The organism is Rahnella sikkimica (assembly GCF_002951615.1).
GTDB classification, from domain to species: Bacteria; Pseudomonadota; Gammaproteobacteria; order Enterobacterales; family Enterobacteriaceae; genus Rahnella; species Rahnella sikkimica.
Map to the genome: position 1 here is coordinate 2205322 of NZ_CP019062.1, position 17836 is coordinate 2223157.

Genomic DNA, 17836 nt, shown 5'->3' on the forward strand with positions numbered 1-17836 from the left:
ATGAGCAGCAAACGTCTTGGGTTTTTCACCCGACTTCTGGATAACACCAGCGCGCAGGAACGTTACCGACTGGCGACGGAGCAAATCATTCACGCCGAGCAGCTGGGTTTTGACTCCGCGTGGGTCGCGCAGCACCATTTTCACGAAGCGGAAGGCGGCCTGCCCGCTCCGCTGGTTTTCCTGGCGCAGGTTGCGGCGCACACCCGTTTTATCCGTCTCGGCACCGGCGTGATTACGCTGCCGATGGAAAATGCGGTGCGCGTGGCAGAAGACACCGCCGTGCTGGATTTACTCTCCGGCGGACGTCTTGAAGTCGGGCTGGGCTCCGGCGGCACGCCGTCGTCATTCCTGCCGTTCGGCTTTGAAAGCAGCGAGCGCGGCGCGGTGTTTAGCCATAATCTGCAAACCCTGCTGACCGCGTGGCGCGGTGAACCGCTGGCAGGCACCGATAACCGGCTGTATCCGGCGGCACCGCATCTGGAAAAACGCGTCTGGCAGGCCACGTTCTCGGTGGACGGCGGCGCGCGTGCCGGGAAATCCGGCGACGGGCTGATGCTTTCGCGCACCCAGCCGCGCCCGGCGAATGCGCCAGATCTGCGTCTCGACGAACTGCAAAACCCGATTATCGATGCCTATCTCGACGCGCTGCCGGAAGGCGTTGCGCCGCGCATCATGGGTTCACGCACGGCGTTTGTGACGGAAAACGGTGACGAAGCCCGCGAACTGGCGCAAAAAGGTTTACGCCGTCAGGCCGAAAATCACCGCGCCAGCGGACAAATTGTGAAAGGCGATACGCTGGACGATTACATCCGCACGTTTGACGTGCATCTCGGCACTGCCGCACAGGTCACCGCCACGCTACAGGCCGACACTGCGCTGGCCCGCGTCACCGATCTGGCGTTTCAGGTGCATTCTATCGATCCGCCGCACCCTTACATTTTGCGTTCCATTGAACTGATTGCGCGTCACGTCGCGCCCGCTCTCGGCTGGGTTCGCCGCACGCCGCAGCGCCACGTTTCCACCGCTTCCGCCGACCCTACGTTATCTAAGGCTGCATCTACACAGGACAACTTATGACCACTTATTCGACTGACCTGCTGGAAAAACTGGCTGACATTACGCCGTCTTCTGAACTGAAACAAGCGCGTGACACCCGCGACGCCGCGACCCGTCACGCGCAGGGCAGCTACGATGCGCTGTTTACCGAACAGGACGGCGTGGATTTCTCGCTGGCCGAACGTTTGCGTTTAGCGCAAAACGTGGCGCGCTGGCACGGCGATTCACAGCTCACCAATCACTATTCCGAGCGTTTGCAGGATTTGCCGGACATCGACGAAACCGCCCGTCTCGACGCCGCGCTGACCCACGGCGAGCGCCTGAGTTTCAAACCCGCCAGCGCCACGCCAGCGCACTTGCAGGCACTGAAAAAAGCCGGCTGGTCGGTGGATGCCATCGTCACGATTTCGCAGCTGATTGCTTTCGTCAGTTTCCAGAGCCGTGCGCTGCGCAGTTACCGTCTGATTGGCGGCAAACCGGTGGAAAACGCCAGCAATAAACCGGTCGGCGCCGCGTTCTGGCGCACTGAGCCGAACACCCACAGCGGCCGCGACGCGCCGCAGGCTTTCACGCAGGAGGAACTCGGCTGGGAACCGTGGATCCCGTCCAAAAAGCTGGAGGAATTTGATGAAGCCCAGCAGGTGATTCTGGCGAAGTTCGGCCATACGGATTCCGACTATTTCCGTCTGTTAGGCCGCAACCTGCCGGTGCTTGAGCAACGCACGCTGACCGACAAAGGCATTTTCTACACCTCCGGCGGCCTGCCGCGCAAAGAGCGCGAACTGGCGGCTACCGTGGCGAGCAAAATCAACGGCTGTATTTACTGTGCGTCGGTGCATTCGCGCAAAGCCAGCCAGCTTTCCAAACAAACTGAAGACGTTCAGCGGCTGATCGACACCCCGCCGGGCGGCATTCTCAGCAAAGATCAATCCCCGCGCTGGCAGGCTGAAATTGATTTCGCCGCCGCGCTCTCCGCCACGCCGCCGGTCGCCTCGCCGGAGCACGTTAAGGCGTTGCGCGATCAGGGTTTGAGCGAACTGGAAATCGTCGATCTGGCGCAGTCTGTGGCGTTCTTCGCCTGGGCAAACCGCCTGATGTTAACGCTGGGAGAACCGTTTAATGACTGATTCACAGACTTCTCAACGCCTGATACCGCAGCTCGATCACGTGGTGATTAACGTCGCCGAACAGCTTAACGGTGCGGAGCAGCAGTTCCGCCGTCTCGGTTTCCAGCTCACGCCGCGCGGCCATCATTCGCTCGGATCCAGCAATCATCTGGCGATTTTCGGCGAAAACTATCTGGAACTGCTTGGGTTTGAGCCGGGCAATGCGCATACGCGTCAGGATCTCTGGCAGGCCCCGCTCGGCCTCACCGGTCTGGTGTGGAAAACGCAGAATTCGAACGCGGTGTTTGATCATCTGCAACAGCAAAATATTGCGGGTTTCGCACCGGCAGAATTCTTCCGTCCGGTAGCGCTTAACGATGGCACATCGCCCAACGCCCGTTTCCGCACCGTCCCGCTGGCCGCTGACCGCGTGCCCAATGGCCGCAGTTTCTTCTGCCAGCACCTGACCCCGGAACTGGTGTGGCGCACCGAGTGGCAAAACCACCCGAACGGCGTCGCGGACATCACCGGTTTTGTGATCTCCGCCGCCTCCCCGCAGGCCGCCGCTAAAGTGTACGGCGAACTGTTCGGCGCAGAAGCCTTGCAAACGAATGCTGAAGGCGTGACATTGCGCGCCGGTCGTGCAACTGTCCGGTTTGTGACGCCAGAGCAGGCGCAGGCTGAATTTGGCATCGTGCCGGAGGGGGAAAACGGCAGTGCGCGGATGATCGGGTTGGAGTTTGCGACCCGGTCGCTGGATGCGGTGCGCAATAGCCTGCGCGTGGGGGAAATTTCGTTTAGTGACTTAACCCGTGGGGTTTTGGTTCGCGCAGCGGATTCACTGGGAGTGGCGGTCAGATTTAGCGAAGAATAAATTCCAGGTCGTGGGCATCGGCCCACACCGACTAAAACCTTGGGTTACCACCCAAAAGGGCTTCAAGGTCAACACCTTGGGCTCGCCGCCCAAACACTGCAAGACCTTGGGTTGCCACCCAAACCGGCCTCAAGGGTGGTCTATCGCCACCACCCTTGAGAATCCCGGGCTCTTAAACTGCGCGCTGCCGCTCGCTGGCTATGTTTCAGGTGCCACAGCTATTGCCGCGAAAACTTGCCGCTACGCGGTTCCCTTACTCGGTTTCGAGCCATAGGTCTCGAAACACTTCGCTCGGCAAGCTTTCTGAAAGCGGCCACTGGCTATGTAATTCAGCATGTTTTTTGAAAGCGGCCGGAGGCTTATCTAAATTCAACGGCATTTTTAAGTAGCAATCAGCGGTGAGGTTGCGAATTAGAAAGTTTGTGGCCGCTTTCAAAACGACGTTGAGTGAGAGGTGAGAAACGGCGAGAGTCTTTTCTGAGCAGGTTCGAACCCGAAGCGAAAGTACCGCGCAGCGGCGGCGTTTGCGGCACTAGCCGGAGTTGCTGAAACATAGCCAGCGAGCGGCAGCACGCAGTTGAAAAGCGCGGGTGTCCAGAGGGCGCGCGCGTTAACGCGCCCTTTGGGCCAGTTTGGGCGGCGAGCCCAAGGTTTTGCGGGTTTGGGTGGCAACCCAAGGTTTTGCAGGTTTGGGCTGCAACCCAAGGTCTTGCCGTTTTGGGCCGCAACCCAAAACCCTCCCCTTCAGGTGAAGTAAAACCTGATCAGGTGGAAAAACACCGGTGCTGCAAAACACAACGAATCAATGCGATCCATCATCCCACCGTGCCCTTCGATCATCGCGCCGAAATCCTTCACGCCGCGGTCGCGCTTAATCGCCGACATACACAACCCCCCGGCGAAGCCGAGTAAGGTGATGACCAGCGAAATCAGTGCGGCCTGCCACGGGGCGAACGGGGTGATCCACCACAGCAATGTCCCGACCAGCGTGGCGCTGAGGATCCCGCCGACAAAGCCTTCGAGGGTTTTGTTCGGGCTGAGACGCGGCGCAATCGGGCGTTTGCCGAAAAGCTTGCCGAACACGTACTGCAACACGTCGGAAATCTGCACCACAATCATCAGGAACAGCAGCAGTTTGATGTTCTGGTTCTCATAACCGGGAATGTTCAGCATCAGCAAGGCTGGCGCGTGGCTAATGCAGTACACCGCCAGCATCATGCTCCACTGAATTTTCGCGCTGCGCTCAAGGAAATTGACCGTGTCTCCGGCCAGCGCCATGCGGGTGGGAATAAACAGAAACGCGTAGACCGGAATGAAGATCGCAAACGTGCCGTACCAGCGTTCGCCGACCAGCAAATATTGCAGCGGCAGCATGATGAAGAAGCACCAGAACAGCGCTTCGTGATCGCCGCGCCGGGTGGGCGTCAGCGTGATGCATTCGCGCAAGGCCAGGAACGACATCACGGCAAACAGCAGCGTCGAGCCGATCGGGCCGAACCACATCGCCATCACCGATAAAATACACATCATCCACCAGGCGCGGATGCGGGCATTCAGGTTGGCGACGACCGGCGTGTTACCTTTCACCAGCGCGATCAGATAGCCCAGAATGCTGGCAATCAGCAGCACACCAAACAATCCGCACAGTAAGTAAACTAACGATTTATCCTGAAAATTCATGGTGCCAGTGTCTCCAGAGCAGCCCGCGCACGAAGCAGAAATTCCGCTTTCTCTTCCCCTTCCCGGATACTTTCAACCGGTTCACCAAACGTCGCCGAACACAGAATGGGCACCACCAGCCGGGAGCCTTTCGGCAGCACGCGGTTGAGGTTTTCAAGATAAACCGGCACCAGTTCGACATCCGGGTTCATTTTCGCCAGATGCCAGATCCCGCTTTTGAAGGGCGAGATTTCCTCGCCGTTGCCACGGGTGCCTTCCGGGAAAATAATCAGCGACTGACCTTTTTTCAGCGGGTCGTTCATCAGTTCCAGCGCATTGTTCGGCTGCTCAGACTGTTTTTCAGCAGGACGCCGTTTGATCAGCACCGCGTTAAACACACGGCGTGCGATGTAACGCCGTAATTTCGAGGAGAGCCAGTAATCGGCTGCCGCTACCGGACGAACCTGCGCGCGCAGATGACCGGGCAGGCTGGCCCAAATCACCATGCCGTCGAGATGGCTGGAGTGGTTGGCGTAGTAAATGCGGGCCTGTTGATCCGGCAAAGGTGCCAGCCAGCGGGCGCGGACGCCGGTCAGCAGGCGGCAAAGTCGCACCAGAAAACCGGCCACCAGCCGGCCGTCCAGCGGTAATTTAGTGCGAGGTTCCATCGTTATCTCCCTCAGTTCCGGCCTTTTCATGCAGTTCACGCAAAATACGCGCACCGCGACGCCAGCAGGTCATCAGCGCGCCGAGCGTAATGACCGCCAGACAAATCAGCAGCAGAAGTTGACCCCACTGCGACGGCAGGAAAATCGCAATCACCGCGCCCGCACACAGAATCGCCATGCGGTGCTGTTTTGCCATCGGCCCGAGAAATTGCTGTTTCAGCCCGCAGGTTCCGCCCAGCAGACGCAAATATGCCGTCATCAGCGCCAGCAGCGCCGCAATCCAGCCCAGCGTTACCGCCTCCGGCATCGCCACCAGGCCATAACCGACACCCGCAAGAATCAGCGTATCGGAAACACGATCCGGTAATTCGTTGTAAACCGGCCCCGCCGGGCTGGCCATGCCGCCTTCCACTGCCACCATGCCGTCGAGCAGGTTGCAGATGAGCCGCCCCTGAATCATCAGCGCCGCCAGCAACAGAAGAAATCCGCGCCCGATAGCCGTTTCACAATAAAACGCCAGCAGAAAACTCAGTCCGGATACCAGCGCAAACCCCATGCTGGCGACGGAAATCTGATTCGGCGTAACCCCTTTATTCTTTAACCAGACCGCGCTGTTTTTGGCCCAACGTTTATCCCGTGTGGCGATCGGCCGCCGATCCTTGAGATTTAAGTCCATAAATAATATCCCTTTATTACTGAAAACTGATGACCCTGATTTCTATAAGCCTTTGTAAGGCATCCAGATAATAGTGAAGTTGCCTGCGGGGTGATATGTTTTTGTTCAGCCATCGCCAATAAATCTCTCCCTGCGGCTTATGCCGATTTGAGCATCCCTTAGACCTTTTAATTGGTTGATTAAATCACACAATATGTTAAAACTCTGCTATATCGCATTTTAGACGGCTAAACGTCTGAAGCTCCACACCCTCCGTTTAGAAGGCCAACGTACAGTGACCGCTTCCCGTCTTGAGATGCGCAATATCTCGATTTCATTTGCCGGTTTTCCCGCACTTCGCCAGGTTGATTTCACGCTGGAAGGCGGATCCGTCCATGCGCTGGTCGGCGCGAACGGTGCCGGAAAATCGACGCTGATGGCTGCCCTTTCCGGCACGCACGATCATTACACCGGGCAGATCACCATCGACGGCGAGCCGGTGAACATCAAACTTCCGCACCACGCGCGGGCGCACGGCATTCATCTGGTCCAGCAGGAAGTGGATGTCGCGCTGGTACCCACGCTGAATGTCGCCGAAAACATCATGCTGGACCGGCTTTCCGAGCCCGGTCATCTGCATAACTGGCCGCGTTTATACCGTCAGGCGCAGTTGCTGGTAGAACAGCTTGGCCTGAACATCAGCCTGAAAGCCCGTATCGAAAACTGCACGCTCGCCGAGAAACAGCTGATTTTGCTGGCGCGCGCGCTGTCGCACAAATGCCGTTTCCTGATCCTTGATGAGCCGACCGCGCCGCTGGATCAGGCAGAAAGCGCCCGACTGTTTGCGCTGGTACGCAAGCTGAAAAATGCGGGTATGGCGGTGGTCTTTATTTCCCACCGCATTCATGAACTGCGCGAAATCTGCGACCGCATGACGGTGCTGCGCGACGGACGTCTGGTCAGCGATGACAGCATGGACGGCCTGAGCAACGAACAGATTATCGAGAAAATGATCGGCCATCAGCTCGATGATATTTATCCGCCGCGCCGTCCGCCGCACAGCGGAGAAACGCTGCTGCACATTCACGGCATGCATGACAAAGACAAGTTGCGCGATATCTCGCTGCGCCTGCACCGGGGTGAAATCCTCGGTATAGCCGGGCTGGCGGGCGCAGGTAAAACCGAGCTGTGCAAAGCGCTGTTTGGCGCGACGCCCAGTCAGGTCGAAAGCGGTGAGCTGAACGGCAAACCGTGGAAGCCGAAAGAACCGCATCTTTCCGTGGAACAGGGTCTGGCGTTAGTGCCGGAAGAACGGCGCAAGGAAGGGATTTTCATTGATGAAAATATCCCGATGAACCTCAGCGTCACCGCCGACGATTCGTTTTCGCGCTGGAGTATTTTCAGTAAACGCCAGTCGCTGTCGTGGGCGAAAGACATTATCAGCCGCTTAGGCATTCGCGCTTCCGGGCCGATGCAGAAGCTGGCGAGGCTTTCCGGGGGTAACCAGCAAAAGGTGGCTATCGGAAAATGGCTGCGCAGTGAGAGTCAGGTGTTGATTTTTGACGAACCGACCAAAGGCGTAGACATCAAGGCCAAAACGGACGTGTTCAGGCTGATTGACGGCCTGGCGCAACAGGGAAAAGGCATTATTTATGCTTCCGGTGAGTTCGCCGAACTGGTCGGTTTATGCGACCGCATTCTGGTGTTATGGGATGGCCGCATCGTGGCCGAACTGGACGCCGCAGACGTCGACGAAGAAACCTTATTAGTCTATTCAACCGGAGGAACACCCGCGTGAGCAAAGCCGTGGTGAGTAAAGAAAGTACATTGGCAGCGGGTCAGCCCTGGCGTCATCAGCTGTTCGAGTTTTTGTATAAATGGGGCATGTTGCTGACCGTTGTGCTGCTGATTGCCGCGTTTGGCGTAGCCTCGGACAACTTCCTCGAACCGTCGAACATTATTAATATTCTGCGCTCCATCGCCATCGTGACGGTGATTGCCATCGGTGTATCGATTTCACTTTCGGTTGGCGGCTTTGATTTGTCGGTCGGTTCAACGGCCTCACTCGCCAATGCGCTGGTGATTTCGATGTTCGTCTGGCACGGGTTTGGCACCACCGAAGCGATTCTGATCACGCTCGCGCTGTGTACGCTCGTCGGTCTGTTTAACGCCTTCCTGATTGTTATCCTGAAAATCCCCGACATGCTCGCCACCCTCGCCAGCCTGTTCGTCATTCAGGGCGCGGCGATGACCTACAGCTACGGCGGTTCGATCACCGAAAACATGGTGCTGCCGAGCGGCGACATGGCAGAAGGTACTGTCCCTGCGGTGTTCAGCCTGCTGGGCCAGGTGCCGGTGATTGTGATCGTGATGGCGGTAGTGACCGTCGCGGTACAACTGTTTATGTCCCTCACCAAGCATGGCCGCCGCATGTACGCCATCGGCGGCAACCCGCTGGCCGCACGTCTGGCGGGGATCCGTACCGCGCGTTACCGCGTGATAGCCTATGTGATTTCCTCGGTTCTGGCAGGCGCAGGCGGCATTTTGCTGGCGTCGCGTATCGGGTCATCGCAGGTGAACGCCGGTAGCGGTTATCTGATGGACGCCGTCGCCGCCGCGTATATCGGTTTTTCCCTCGCCGGTTCCGGCAAACCCAATGCGTTAGGGACGCTGCTTGGCGCGGTGATTCTGGGCGTTCTGTCGAACGGACTGGTGATGTTGTCGGTGCCGTATTATGCGATGGATATTATTAAAGGGTTGGTGTTGGCGGTGGCGCTGGCGTTGACGTATATACAGAAGCGGTAGCTTTTGAGCTCCCTCCCCTGCGAAGGGGAGGGTTGGGGTGGGGTATTAATGGCGAATTCGTGAGCTGAAGTTTGCACGGGCAGTATTTTCGTCTGCTAAACCCCCTCCCAACCTCCCCCTTCGCAGGGGGAGGAGTAAATAATCCTTTTACTTCAGCACCTTAAACATCACACTCGTCGACTCCAGCACACCTCCCGTCGACATCGCGTACTGCGGGATCACGCCGCTCAGCGTAAACCCCTGATTCTCATATAATGTCTGCGCCGGGCTGCCGGTCACCGTATCGAGCACCAGCAGCGTTTTACCTTCCCGGTGCGCCAGCGCTTCCACCGCGTCCATCAGTTTTTTCGCCACGCCTTTGCGGCGTCCTTGCGGGTGAACCATCAGTTTGACCACGTCGCCACGATGCGCGCCGTTGGCGGGTTGATCGACCACCAGCTGAACGGTGCCGATGATTTTTCCGGCTTCGCGGGCGACCAGAAGACGCTTTTCGCCCCGCTCAAAAACCGGCAATAATTTTTGCCAGAACGCCTGCGCCTGCACAAATCCGAACGGCAGAATGAACCCGATGCTTGCGCCGAGTGCCACCGACTGCATCAGGGTTTCCGCCAGCGCATCCAGATCCGCTTCCGGCAATACGCCGCCCTGCACTTCGCTTATCACTACATCGCTGATCACTGCTTCACTGCCGTTTTGCATAATGATGAACCTTACTGTGTCAGATTTAAGGACGTGAAATCACAATGGCGTAGCGGGCATCCGCCGGGCCAGGAACGTGGAATGATGAGGTGCCGTGAAGATGAAAACGCAGGCAGTCTCCGGCTTCAAGCCGGTAAGTGCGGGAATCGAGCGTCAATACCAGAACGCCTTCCAGCATCCAGATATGCTGCTCAAGGCCGTCCACCGGCGGGGAATCGTACGCAATCGTGGCACCGGCTTTTAACGTGCCGGAAATCAGTTCGGCGCGAAAACCCGGTGCGGGCGGGGAAACGGAACGGCGATCAAAACCGGTTTCACGATCATGCCAGACCGGCTGCTGCGCGGCGCGGATAAGCTCCGGCGGGTTGTCTTCCAGCGCCATCAGCAGGCGGGATGTGGTCAGCCCATAGGCCGCACTCAGCTTGCCCAGCAGTGACGCCGTCGGGCTGGTTTCTGCCCGCTCGACGCGTGAAAGCGTCGCCCGGCTGATGCCCGTGCGCTGCGCCAGCTGTTCCAGCGACCAGCCCTGGCTGACGCGTAATTCCGCCAGCCGTTCGGCCAGACGCAGATCGTGACTGTCCTGCCCTTCTTCCATTTCGTTCCCCTTGCAAAAATCTCAATAAAGGGAAAATATCTCTCATTTGAGAAATTCGCAAGTTAAAATTCTGTAAGAGAAAAGCATTCGCCAAGTTGTACAGAAATAATAAAGTTGTACAACTTTCAGATCTGGCGCTAGAGTTATCCCATAAGCGGTATGAATACTTTGGATTTAACTATGTCTCTTTACAGCATCGGCGAAGTCGCACGTATTTGTGGTATCAACCCGGTCACGCTGCGTGCATGGCAGCGCCGCTATGGCTTGCTTAAACCGCAGCGCACCGAAGGCGGTCACCGTCTTTTTAATGATGAAGATCTCGAGACCATCCGCACCATTCTGGGCTGGATTAATCGCGGCATTCCCGTCGGGCAGGTGAAATCTCTGCTGGAAGGCAAAGTTGAGGCGTTACCGGGCGGCTGGTCGCAGGCGGAACACCGTCTTCTGACCGCGCTGCAGGATGGCCGCAGCAGCAAAGTGCGTCAGCTGATGACCGAACTGGGGCGGGAATATCCGGCGGCTTCGTTTGTGAATAACGTGCTGCGCCCGTTGCGCGAGCGTCTGGGTTCCGGCGATTCGCGTCTGCTGATGCTGCGCAGCCAGCTGGACGGGCTGATCATTGAGCATTCAGTGATGAGTATGAATGCCGCGCGAAAACGTCCGGGCATGCTGGCAACACTGACTGGCTGGGGGCAAATTGACAGCACCGAGTTGTGGCTCGAAGCCATCGTGCGTTGCGAAGAAGGCATGCAGGTGGACGTCTTACCGGTTCCGCTTGATGAACCAAATTTGGAAAATCTGAGCGGCGCGCAAATATTGTTATGGTCCGAAGGCAAACTGACGCAGATCCAGCGCCAGCGCCTTCTGGGCTGGGTGGAACAGGGCCTGTCGGTGACGCTTTTGGGCAGCGCGGCGATTATTCTCAGCGCCGGAGAAAATGAATCCCAACATGCTGTTGCGGCAGACGCCTTACGACATGCTGACCTCCTCGCAACGCCTGAGAGGGAGTTTTTGCACAAAGAAGGAAAAAATCATGATTAAACATTTTCCTGAGCCCGCAATTGCTCCCGATGTTCTGTCGCGGCTTTGCGAATTTTATCGCCATCTTGAAATGAGCCAGTTGCCGCAGCTTTCGCGCATCTACCATCCGCATGTGGTGTTTATCGATCCGGTTTCGCATTACGACGGCGTGGACGCGCTCGAACGCTATTTTTCACAGTTACTCAAAAAGGTGAATTATTGCCGCTTTGAAATCCAGCCTCCGCTGCTTCAGGGCGACGAAGCGTCGCTGTTCTGGCAGATGGAATTTTCCCATCCGTCACTGAAAAAGGGGCAGGCCATGTTTCTGCACGGTGCGAGCCATGTCCGCCTGAGCGACAACCGCATTATTTATCAGCGCGATTATTACGACCTCGGGGCGATGTTGTATGAACATTTGCCACTGCTCGGCGGCGCAGTCCGTGCTGTGAAAGCGAGGTTGAAATAATGCGCCGCGTACTGATTACCGGTGCAAGCTCGGGCATCGGAAAGCAACTGGCGCTGGATTACGCCGCCGAAGGCTGGGAAGTCACGGCGTGCGGGCGCGATGAGGCAAAACTTATCAGCACGGCGGCGGACAGCCCGCTGATCATTCCGTTACCTTTTGATATCACCGATTTACAGGCCACGCGTCAGGCATTGCAGGGCGTACAGGCCGATTTAGTGATTCTGTGTGCCGGAACCTGTGAGTACATCGATAACGGCGTGGTGGAAGCTGAAAAAGTCATGCGCGTCATGAACACCAATTTCATCGGCCCGGTAAATTGTCTCGACGCCCTGCTGCCTGGCTTAGCACCCGGTAGCCGGGTCGCGCTGGTGGGTTCCACCGCATGGCTCTTGCCTTTCTCGCGCAGCGAAGCGTATGGCGCATCGAAAGCCGCACTGGCCTTTTTCGCCCGTTCACTGAGCGTCGACCTGGCTTCGCGTCAGATTCATATTTCACTGATCCAGCCGGGATTCGTGGAAACACCGCTGACCGACAAGAACAATTTCCCGATGCCGATGATGATTACCGTCACGCAGGCTTCACAGCATATCCGTAAAAAGCTGGCGCGCGGTGCCAGCGAAATTGCTTTCCCGCCCCTTTTTGCCGGTTTCCTCAAGGTGGCGTCACTGCTGCCGGTCAGCCTGCAAAAGTGGTTATGTCGAAAAATGGTGAGATGAAATGACAATAAAAGTGGCGATCGTAGGAAGCGGCATTTCAGGCCTGAGCTGTGCATGGATGCTGGCGAAAAACCAGCCCGATTGCGAGATTACGGTGTTCGAATCGTCGGAAACGTTAGGCGGGCATACGGCCACGCAGGATGTGATGTCGGACGGCAAATCGTATGCCATCGATACCGGCTTTATTGTGTATAACTCACGGACCTACCCGCATTTTATCGCCCTGCTCAAAGAACTGGGCATTGAAGGCCAGCCGACGGAAATGAGTTTCTCGGTACGTAATCCGGCGACCAAACTGGAATACAACGGACATTCGCTCAACAGTTTGTTTGCCCAGCGGCGTAATCTGTTCAGACCGAAATTCTGGCGCTTTATTTTTGAAATTCTGCGGTTTAATAAGCTGTGCAAAGCCCGGCTGCTGAACCCGCACAATGACGAAGACACGCTGGCCGACTTGCTCGACCAGAACGGTTTTTCGCCGTTTTTCGCGCTGCATTATGTGTTGCCGATGGGCGCGGCGATCTGGTCTTCGTCCCTGGGCGATATGGCGAATTTTCCACTGTCGATGTTCCTGCGGTTTTTCGATAACCACGGACTGCTGGATGTGACAAACCGTCCGCAGTGGATGGTGGTGCCCGGCGGCTCGCGGGAATATATCCATCGTATGCAATCGCAGCTCCCTGCCCGTGTGAAACTCCTGACCCGAGCGCCGGTCAGTAAAGTCATCCGCTCCTCGTGCGGCGTGGTGGTGCATTCTGCGCAGGGCGAAGCGCATTTCGATCAGGTCATTTTCGCCTGCCATTCGGATCAGGCACTCGCGATTCTGGGTGATCAGGCCACTGCGGATGAACGCGCCATTCTCAGCGAACTGCCTTATCAGGCCAACGACGTGATCCTGCATACCGATACCCGCCTGCTGCCGCGTGAGAAACGCGCCTGGGCGAGCTGGAATTATCAGTTGCCCAATACGCTGGGCACCGCGTCGCGCGCGGACATGCGTGACGGCAATGCCTCAAACACCCGTCGCGCCAGCGTGACCTACAACATGAATATTTTGCAGGGGCTGGATGCGCCGAAAACCTTCTGCGTTTCGCTCAATCCGCTGACGCCGGTTGACGCCAGCAAGGTGCTGTTTCGCGCCACCTACATGCATCCGGTGCTCAATGTCGCCAGCCATCAGGCGCAACAGCAGCGTTATCAGATCAACGGCCATAACCGTACCTGGTTCTGCGGCGCTTACTGGTACAACGGTTTTCATGAAGACGGCGTTAACAGCGCCCGCGACGTGGTTGAACAGCTTAACCTGCAACTTTACCGTGAAAGTAATGCCGGGCAGGCTGAACAGGAGGCGTCATGAACAGCACGTTGTACGTCGGCACGGTGCGCCATCGCCGGTTTACGCCGGTTGATCACCGTTTCGATTACGACATTTTCATGCCGCTCATTGATCTCGATGAGCTGGAACAATTGCCGGAAGTCGGGATTAAGCTTGAGCGCTTTTCTCCGGCCAGTTTTCGACGCAAAGATTATCTGGGTGGCGGCGATATTAAAACCAAAGCGCAGGACAGAATTGCTGAACTGACCGGCGACCGTCCCGACGGGCGGGTGATGTTGCTCTGCCAGCTGTGTTATTTCGGCTGCTATTTCAATCCGGTCAATTTCTACTACCTTTATGATAAGACCGGAATTTTGCGCTGGATGCTGGCCGAGGTGCGGAACACGCCCTGGAACGAACGCCACACCTACGCCGTGCTGCCAGACGGCTCGCAACCGGTTCCGAAAGCCTTCCATGTGTCGCCGTTCAACCCAATGGACATGGTCTATCACTGGCGTCTGACACCCCCGGGAAAAGAATTACACATCACTATCGAAAATCACCGCAAAGAACGGGAATTCGATGCTGCCCTGTCGCTGACCGCCCGCCCGCTAACCCGCGACGCGTTGCGCCAGCAGTTGTGGCGGCTGCCTGTCATGACTGCAAAAACTGCCCTGACCATTTACTGGCAGGCAGTAAAACTGTGGCTAAAACGGGCCCCCATTTATTCTCATCCTCCTGTTGATAAGGACTGACCATGAGCCAACCCGAAGTGCAACTCGCCCGTGAGGGGGCGATGAACCGGCGCAGCAAGGCTGCACGCGCACTGATTCTCGGCGTATTAAAAAATCTGAATGGCGCAGGGTTAACGCTGCGTGAACCGGGTGAAGAAGCCGTCTTTTTTGGCGATCCGACCGCGCCTTTACAGGGTGAAATCGAGGTGCATCGTTTGCGTGCTTACCGACGGGTTTTGCTCGGCGGAAGTATTGCGGCAGGCGAAAGCTTTATAGATGGCGACTGGACGACGCCCAATCTGACCACGGTTTTGCAACTGCTGGCCGAAAACATGAAGCTGGTGGATAAAATCGAAGCGCGTCTGAGCTGGCTGAGCACGCCGCTTAACAAGCTGATCCACTTCTTCCGCCGCAACAGTCTGACGCAGGCTCGCAAAAACATCTCGGCGCATTACGATCTTGGCAACGATTTTTATCAGGGTTTTCTGGATGAGAAGATGCTCTATTCATCCGCCTGGTATCAGGAAACGCAGATGACGCTGGAACAGGCGCAGGAAGCCAAAATGCGCCGTTTGTGCGACCAGCTGGAACTGCATGCGGGCGATCATCTGCTGGAAATCGGCACCGGCTGGGGTGCGATGGCGGAATTTGCCGCCAGGGAATATGGCTGTAAAGTCACCACAACAACCATCTCCCGCGAGCAATTTCAGTACGCCCGTGACCGCATTGAAAAAGCCGGGCTCAGCGACCGCGTCACCGTCCTGTTTGAGGATTACCGTTCCCTGCGCGGCCAGTTCGACAAACTGGTTTCCATCGAAATGATCGAAGCCGTCGGCAAGCGCTATCTTTCCACTTTCTTCAAACGCTGCAATGCCCTGTTAAAACCGCAGGGACGGCTGGCGATTCAGGCGATCACCATTGCCGATCAGCGTTATGCCAGCTACAGCCGCAACGTCGATTTTATCCAGCGCTACGTGTTCCCCGGTGGATTTCTCCCGTCCATTACCGCCATGAATCAAACCATGACCCGCTGTACCGGGCTGGTGGTCCGCGACCTGTTCGACATCGGCTTTGATTACGCCCGCACGTTGCACGAATGGCGCGAACGGGTTCAGCGTTACTGGAATACCCAGCCGGATGGCGTTCAGGACGAACATTTCCGCCGCCTGTGGCTGTTTTATCTGTGCTATTGCGAAGCCGGATTCCGTGCCCGCACCATCAGCACCGTGCAGCTTATCGCCGAGCGACGCGGATGAAACCGTTGCGCTTCTGGCTGATGACGCTGGGCTTTGATGTCTGGTGGACGCTGGCCGTCTGGGGGCGCGAACGGTTTATCGTTCTGCTGGTGCTGAGCAGTTTTCTGATGCTGGCGTTCACGCCTTCACCCCGCCGTTTATGGGTAGCGGTCGCCTGTACGCTGGGCATCATGCTCGATTCGTTGTGGTGTATTGCAGGCCTGTTTGAGTTTACGGGTTCACAGGCCGTCCCGCCGTGGATGATGGCGCTCTGGCTGGGGTTCAGCGCGTGGTGGCTGTGGCTGCTGGGCGAAATACGTCTGACGTGGTACTGGCTGATCCCGCTCGGTGCAGTCAGCGGGCCGCTGGCGTATTACCTCGGTATGCAGTTCGGCGCGATGCAGCTTATTGCCGCACCGCTTGACGTCTGGCTGGCGCTTGCCGCCGGATGGGCCATTTTCCTGCCGCTGATCAGCCTGCCGGTATTGCTCACCAATGCCAGGCTGCGGAGAACCCGATGAAACGTTTATTACTGCTTACGGTCGCGCTGCTGTTTTCATTCCCGGCCTTCGCCGCCACGCCGTGGGATCACTGGCGACAGGTCGGGCACGCCACGCTGAGCTGGGGGCCGTTTGACGTTTATGACTCACAGTTGCTGACACCGGAAGGTCACTATCAGGCGCAGAAATGGCCGCAGGCCTTAGTGATCAACTATCTGCGCAGCATCGACCGCGAGGAACTGACCAAAGCCACGGAAGAACAGTGGCAGGCGCTCGGGTTGCTGGAACAGGCGCGGAAAAATGACTGGCTGAACAGTGTTAAAACAACCTGGCCGGACGTCAGTAATGGCAGCGGGATCGTTTTTCTGGCCAATGAAAACGGCGGGCAATTTTACAGCCGCGCGCCCAACAGCGTGCTGTTCCAGGCCATCGGCGAACCGTTCAGCCCGGCGTTTCGCGATGCATTTTTGGCGATCTGGCTTTCACCTGCGACGCAATATCCTGATTTACGCAGCAAACTCATCGGCGCAACGGCGTCCGATTAACGTTTATCTGACCGGAGGTTTTATGACAGTCCTGCGCAAAATGCTTCTCCCCCTTCTGGCGGCCTGCGCGCTGCTGCTGACCAGTTGCAGCGCCAGCATTAAAGATTATGCACAAACGCATCCGACGCTGGATATCTTCACCTATTTTGCCGGTGATACCGTGGCTTACGGCATGGTGCAGGATTACAGCCATAAACAGACGCGGCGTTTTACTGCGAAAATTCATGGTGATGTGGTGGCAGATACGCTGACGCTGCACGAAGATTTTGTGTATGACGACGGCGAGAAACAGACCCGCGTCTGGCGCATCCGCAAACTCGCGGACGGCACTTATACCGGCACGGCGGGCGATATTATCGGCACCGCAACCGGGCAATCGGCGGGGAATGCGTTTAACTGGAAATATGTCATGGACGTGAAATCAGGCGGCAGCACGTACCGCCTGACGTTCGACGACTGGATTTACCAGCAGGACGAACAGCATCTGTTTAACGTCACGTCGCTGAGAAAATTCGGCGTCGAAGTAGCGCGTGTAACGCTGTTCTTTGAGAAGAAGTAAGGGGTTAAGTCTGGGGGTTAAGTCTGGGGCTTAATTAGCATTTATCCGGCCCCCTCATAATCGGGGGCTAATTAAACGCACAAACTCCCTATAAATTATGGCATGACTCTTACGTTTAATAAATTCCACCTGAGTACAGGTTATCTTCCTCAGATACCCTGCAGTATTGCAGTTAGAGTAAACGTGCTAAAAATGGATAGCTACACCATTTTATATACAGTCTTGAAAGCATTTATTCCACTCTCTCTTTTAATCCATTTTCGAGCCAGCAGTCTTGGTATCTAATTAACGTATAACATCCTCCCCTGTGATCAGGCGTATCTGGAGTCATTCCTCCAGAATACATTTTGAATAGTAAATCATTACCCTGAACTTCCCCGATAGAATAATCAACAATATAGTCATCAGGAATTGCCCCCGGAGGACTTACCTGAAAACTCGTTACACCTGAGAAAACCATATAACCATCTCCAATATCCTCATCAGTATAAAAACCCCAATTCTGAGAACCAGGTTTTAGCCTTGAAATAAAATCAATCTTAATTCTAACAATCAAATTCCAAGAGTCTATCTCAATCCCTTTGACAGATCTGTCGCCTAAGTAAATTCTCTCAATCATGATAAACCCT

Annotated in this window: 20 protein-coding genes; 14 read left to right on the forward strand and 6 right to left on the reverse strand. The window is 56.5% G+C overall.

Annotation, left to right across the window (positions count from 1 at the left end):
• From BV494_RS10120 to BV494_RS10130, 3 genes are read left to right on the forward strand one after another with little or no spacing between them, the layout of a single operon-like run.
• On the forward strand, positions 1–1077 hold the full coding sequence (locus BV494_RS10120; protein ID WP_104922759.1) for a putative FMN-dependent luciferase-like monooxygenase: 1077 nt from the start codon (positions 1–3) through the stop codon (positions 1075–1077).
• A complete protein-coding gene (locus BV494_RS10125; protein WP_104922760.1) occupies positions 1074–2183 on the forward strand; it encodes an alkylhydroperoxidase domain protein in 1110 nt (369 codons plus the stop codon). The genes BV494_RS10120 and BV494_RS10125 overlap by 4 nt, the downstream gene beginning before the upstream one ends.
• Positions 2176–3036 carry a VOC family protein gene (locus tag BV494_RS10130; RefSeq protein WP_104922761.1) on the forward strand — a complete coding sequence of 287 codons (861 nt, stop codon included), beginning with the start codon at positions 2176–2178 and terminating at the stop codon, positions 3034–3036. The genes BV494_RS10125 and BV494_RS10130 overlap by 8 nt, the downstream gene beginning before the upstream one ends.
• A gap of 744 nt (positions 3037–3780) precedes the next feature.
• Here the strand turns inward: BV494_RS10130 and BV494_RS10135 are convergent.
• Genes BV494_RS10135 through BV494_RS10145 form a run of 3 tightly spaced genes read right to left on the reverse strand, consistent with a single transcriptional unit; the run spans position 3781 to position 6039 of the window.
• On the reverse strand, positions 3781–4716 hold the full coding sequence (locus BV494_RS10135) for a phosphatidate cytidylyltransferase (RefSeq protein ID WP_104922762.1): 936 nt from the start codon (positions 4714–4716) through the stop codon (positions 3781–3783).
• On the reverse strand, positions 4713–5363 hold the full coding sequence (locus BV494_RS10140) for a lysophospholipid acyltransferase family protein (RefSeq protein ID WP_104922763.1): 651 nt from the start codon (positions 5361–5363) through the stop codon (positions 4713–4715). The genes BV494_RS10135 and BV494_RS10140 overlap by 4 nt, the downstream gene beginning before the upstream one ends.
• On the reverse strand, positions 5347–6039 hold the full coding sequence (locus tag BV494_RS10145) for a CDP-alcohol phosphatidyltransferase family protein (protein WP_104922764.1): 693 nt from the start codon (positions 6037–6039) through the stop codon (positions 5347–5349). The genes BV494_RS10140 and BV494_RS10145 overlap by 17 nt, the downstream gene beginning before the upstream one ends.
• 295 nt (positions 6040–6334) lie before the next feature.
• Here BV494_RS10145 and BV494_RS10150 point away from each other — a divergent pair, with 295 nt between their 5' ends.
• Together BV494_RS10150 and BV494_RS10155 are read left to right on the forward strand one after the other, a co-directional pair.
• Complete coding sequence (locus tag BV494_RS10150; protein WP_104922765.1) at positions 6335–7816, forward strand: sugar ABC transporter ATP-binding protein; 1482 nt, start codon at positions 6335–6337, stop codon at positions 7814–7816.
• An 11-nt stretch (positions 7817–7827) separates the two neighbouring features.
• Complete coding sequence (locus tag BV494_RS10155) at positions 7828–8823, forward strand: ABC transporter permease (RefSeq protein WP_104924768.1); 996 nt, start codon at positions 7828–7830, stop codon at positions 8821–8823.
• A gap of 147 nt (positions 8824–8970) precedes the next feature.
• Here the strand turns inward: BV494_RS10155 and BV494_RS10160 are convergent, their stop codons facing one another.
• Positions 8971–9522 carry a GNAT family N-acetyltransferase gene (locus tag BV494_RS10160; RefSeq protein ID WP_104922766.1) on the reverse strand — a complete coding sequence of 184 codons (552 nt, stop codon included), beginning with the start codon at positions 9520–9522 and terminating at the stop codon, positions 8971–8973.
• Positions 9523–9547: 25 nt separating this feature from the next.
• Positions 9548–10117, reverse strand: a complete 570-nt coding sequence (locus BV494_RS10165) for a helix-turn-helix domain-containing protein (protein WP_104922767.1) — start codon at positions 10115–10117, stop codon at positions 9548–9550.
• A gap of 180 nt (positions 10118–10297) precedes the next feature.
• Between BV494_RS10165 and BV494_RS10170 the strand changes: the two genes are divergently transcribed.
• Genes BV494_RS10170 through BV494_RS10210 form a run of 9 tightly spaced genes read left to right on the forward strand, consistent with a single transcriptional unit; the run spans position 10298 to position 17207 of the window.
• Positions 10298–11158, forward strand: coding sequence for a MerR family transcriptional regulator (locus tag BV494_RS10170; protein ID WP_104922768.1), 861 nt, complete (start codon positions 10298–10300; stop codon positions 11156–11158).
• Entirely contained in the window at positions 11151–11603 is a 453-nt protein-coding gene (locus BV494_RS10175; protein WP_104922769.1) for a nuclear transport factor 2 family protein, read from the forward strand. Before BV494_RS10170 ends, BV494_RS10175 begins: the two co-directional genes overlap by 8 nt.
• On the forward strand, positions 11603–12319 hold the full coding sequence (locus tag BV494_RS10180; RefSeq protein WP_104922770.1) for an SDR family NAD(P)-dependent oxidoreductase: 717 nt from the start codon (positions 11603–11605) through the stop codon (positions 12317–12319). The genes BV494_RS10175 and BV494_RS10180 overlap by 1 nt, the downstream gene beginning before the upstream one ends.
• A 7-nt stretch (positions 12320–12326) precedes the next feature.
• Positions 12327–13676, forward strand: coding sequence for an NAD(P)/FAD-dependent oxidoreductase (locus tag BV494_RS10185; protein ID WP_192938155.1), 1350 nt, complete (start codon positions 12327–12329; stop codon positions 13674–13676).
• Positions 13673–14389, forward strand: a complete 717-nt coding sequence (locus tag BV494_RS10190) for a DUF1365 domain-containing protein (RefSeq protein ID WP_104922772.1) — start codon at positions 13673–13675, stop codon at positions 14387–14389. The genes BV494_RS10185 and BV494_RS10190 overlap by 4 nt, the downstream gene beginning before the upstream one ends.
• A 2-nt stretch (positions 14390–14391) precedes the next feature.
• Entirely contained in the window at positions 14392–15624 is a 1233-nt protein-coding gene (locus tag BV494_RS10195) for an SAM-dependent methyltransferase (RefSeq protein ID WP_104922773.1), read from the forward strand.
• On the forward strand, positions 15621–16124 hold the full coding sequence (locus BV494_RS10200; protein WP_104922774.1) for a DUF2878 domain-containing protein: 504 nt from the start codon (positions 15621–15623) through the stop codon (positions 16122–16124). The genes BV494_RS10195 and BV494_RS10200 overlap by 4 nt, the downstream gene beginning before the upstream one ends.
• Positions 16121–16648: a hypothetical protein gene (locus BV494_RS10205; RefSeq protein WP_104922775.1), complete on the forward strand. Its 528-nt coding sequence runs from the start codon at positions 16121–16123 to the stop codon at positions 16646–16648. Before BV494_RS10200 ends, BV494_RS10205 begins: the two co-directional genes overlap by 4 nt.
• 22 nt (positions 16649–16670) lie before the next feature.
• Positions 16671–17207, forward strand: coding sequence for a DUF3833 domain-containing protein (locus tag BV494_RS10210; protein WP_104922776.1), 537 nt, complete (start codon positions 16671–16673; stop codon positions 17205–17207).
• A gap of 232 nt (positions 17208–17439) precedes the next feature.
• On the opposite strand, the gene BV494_RS10215 is transcribed toward BV494_RS10210, so the two are convergent.
• Complete coding sequence (locus BV494_RS10215; protein ID WP_104922777.1) at positions 17440–17826, reverse strand: DUF6258 family protein; 387 nt, start codon at positions 17824–17826, stop codon at positions 17440–17442.
• Positions 17827–17836 lie beyond the last annotated feature (10 nt).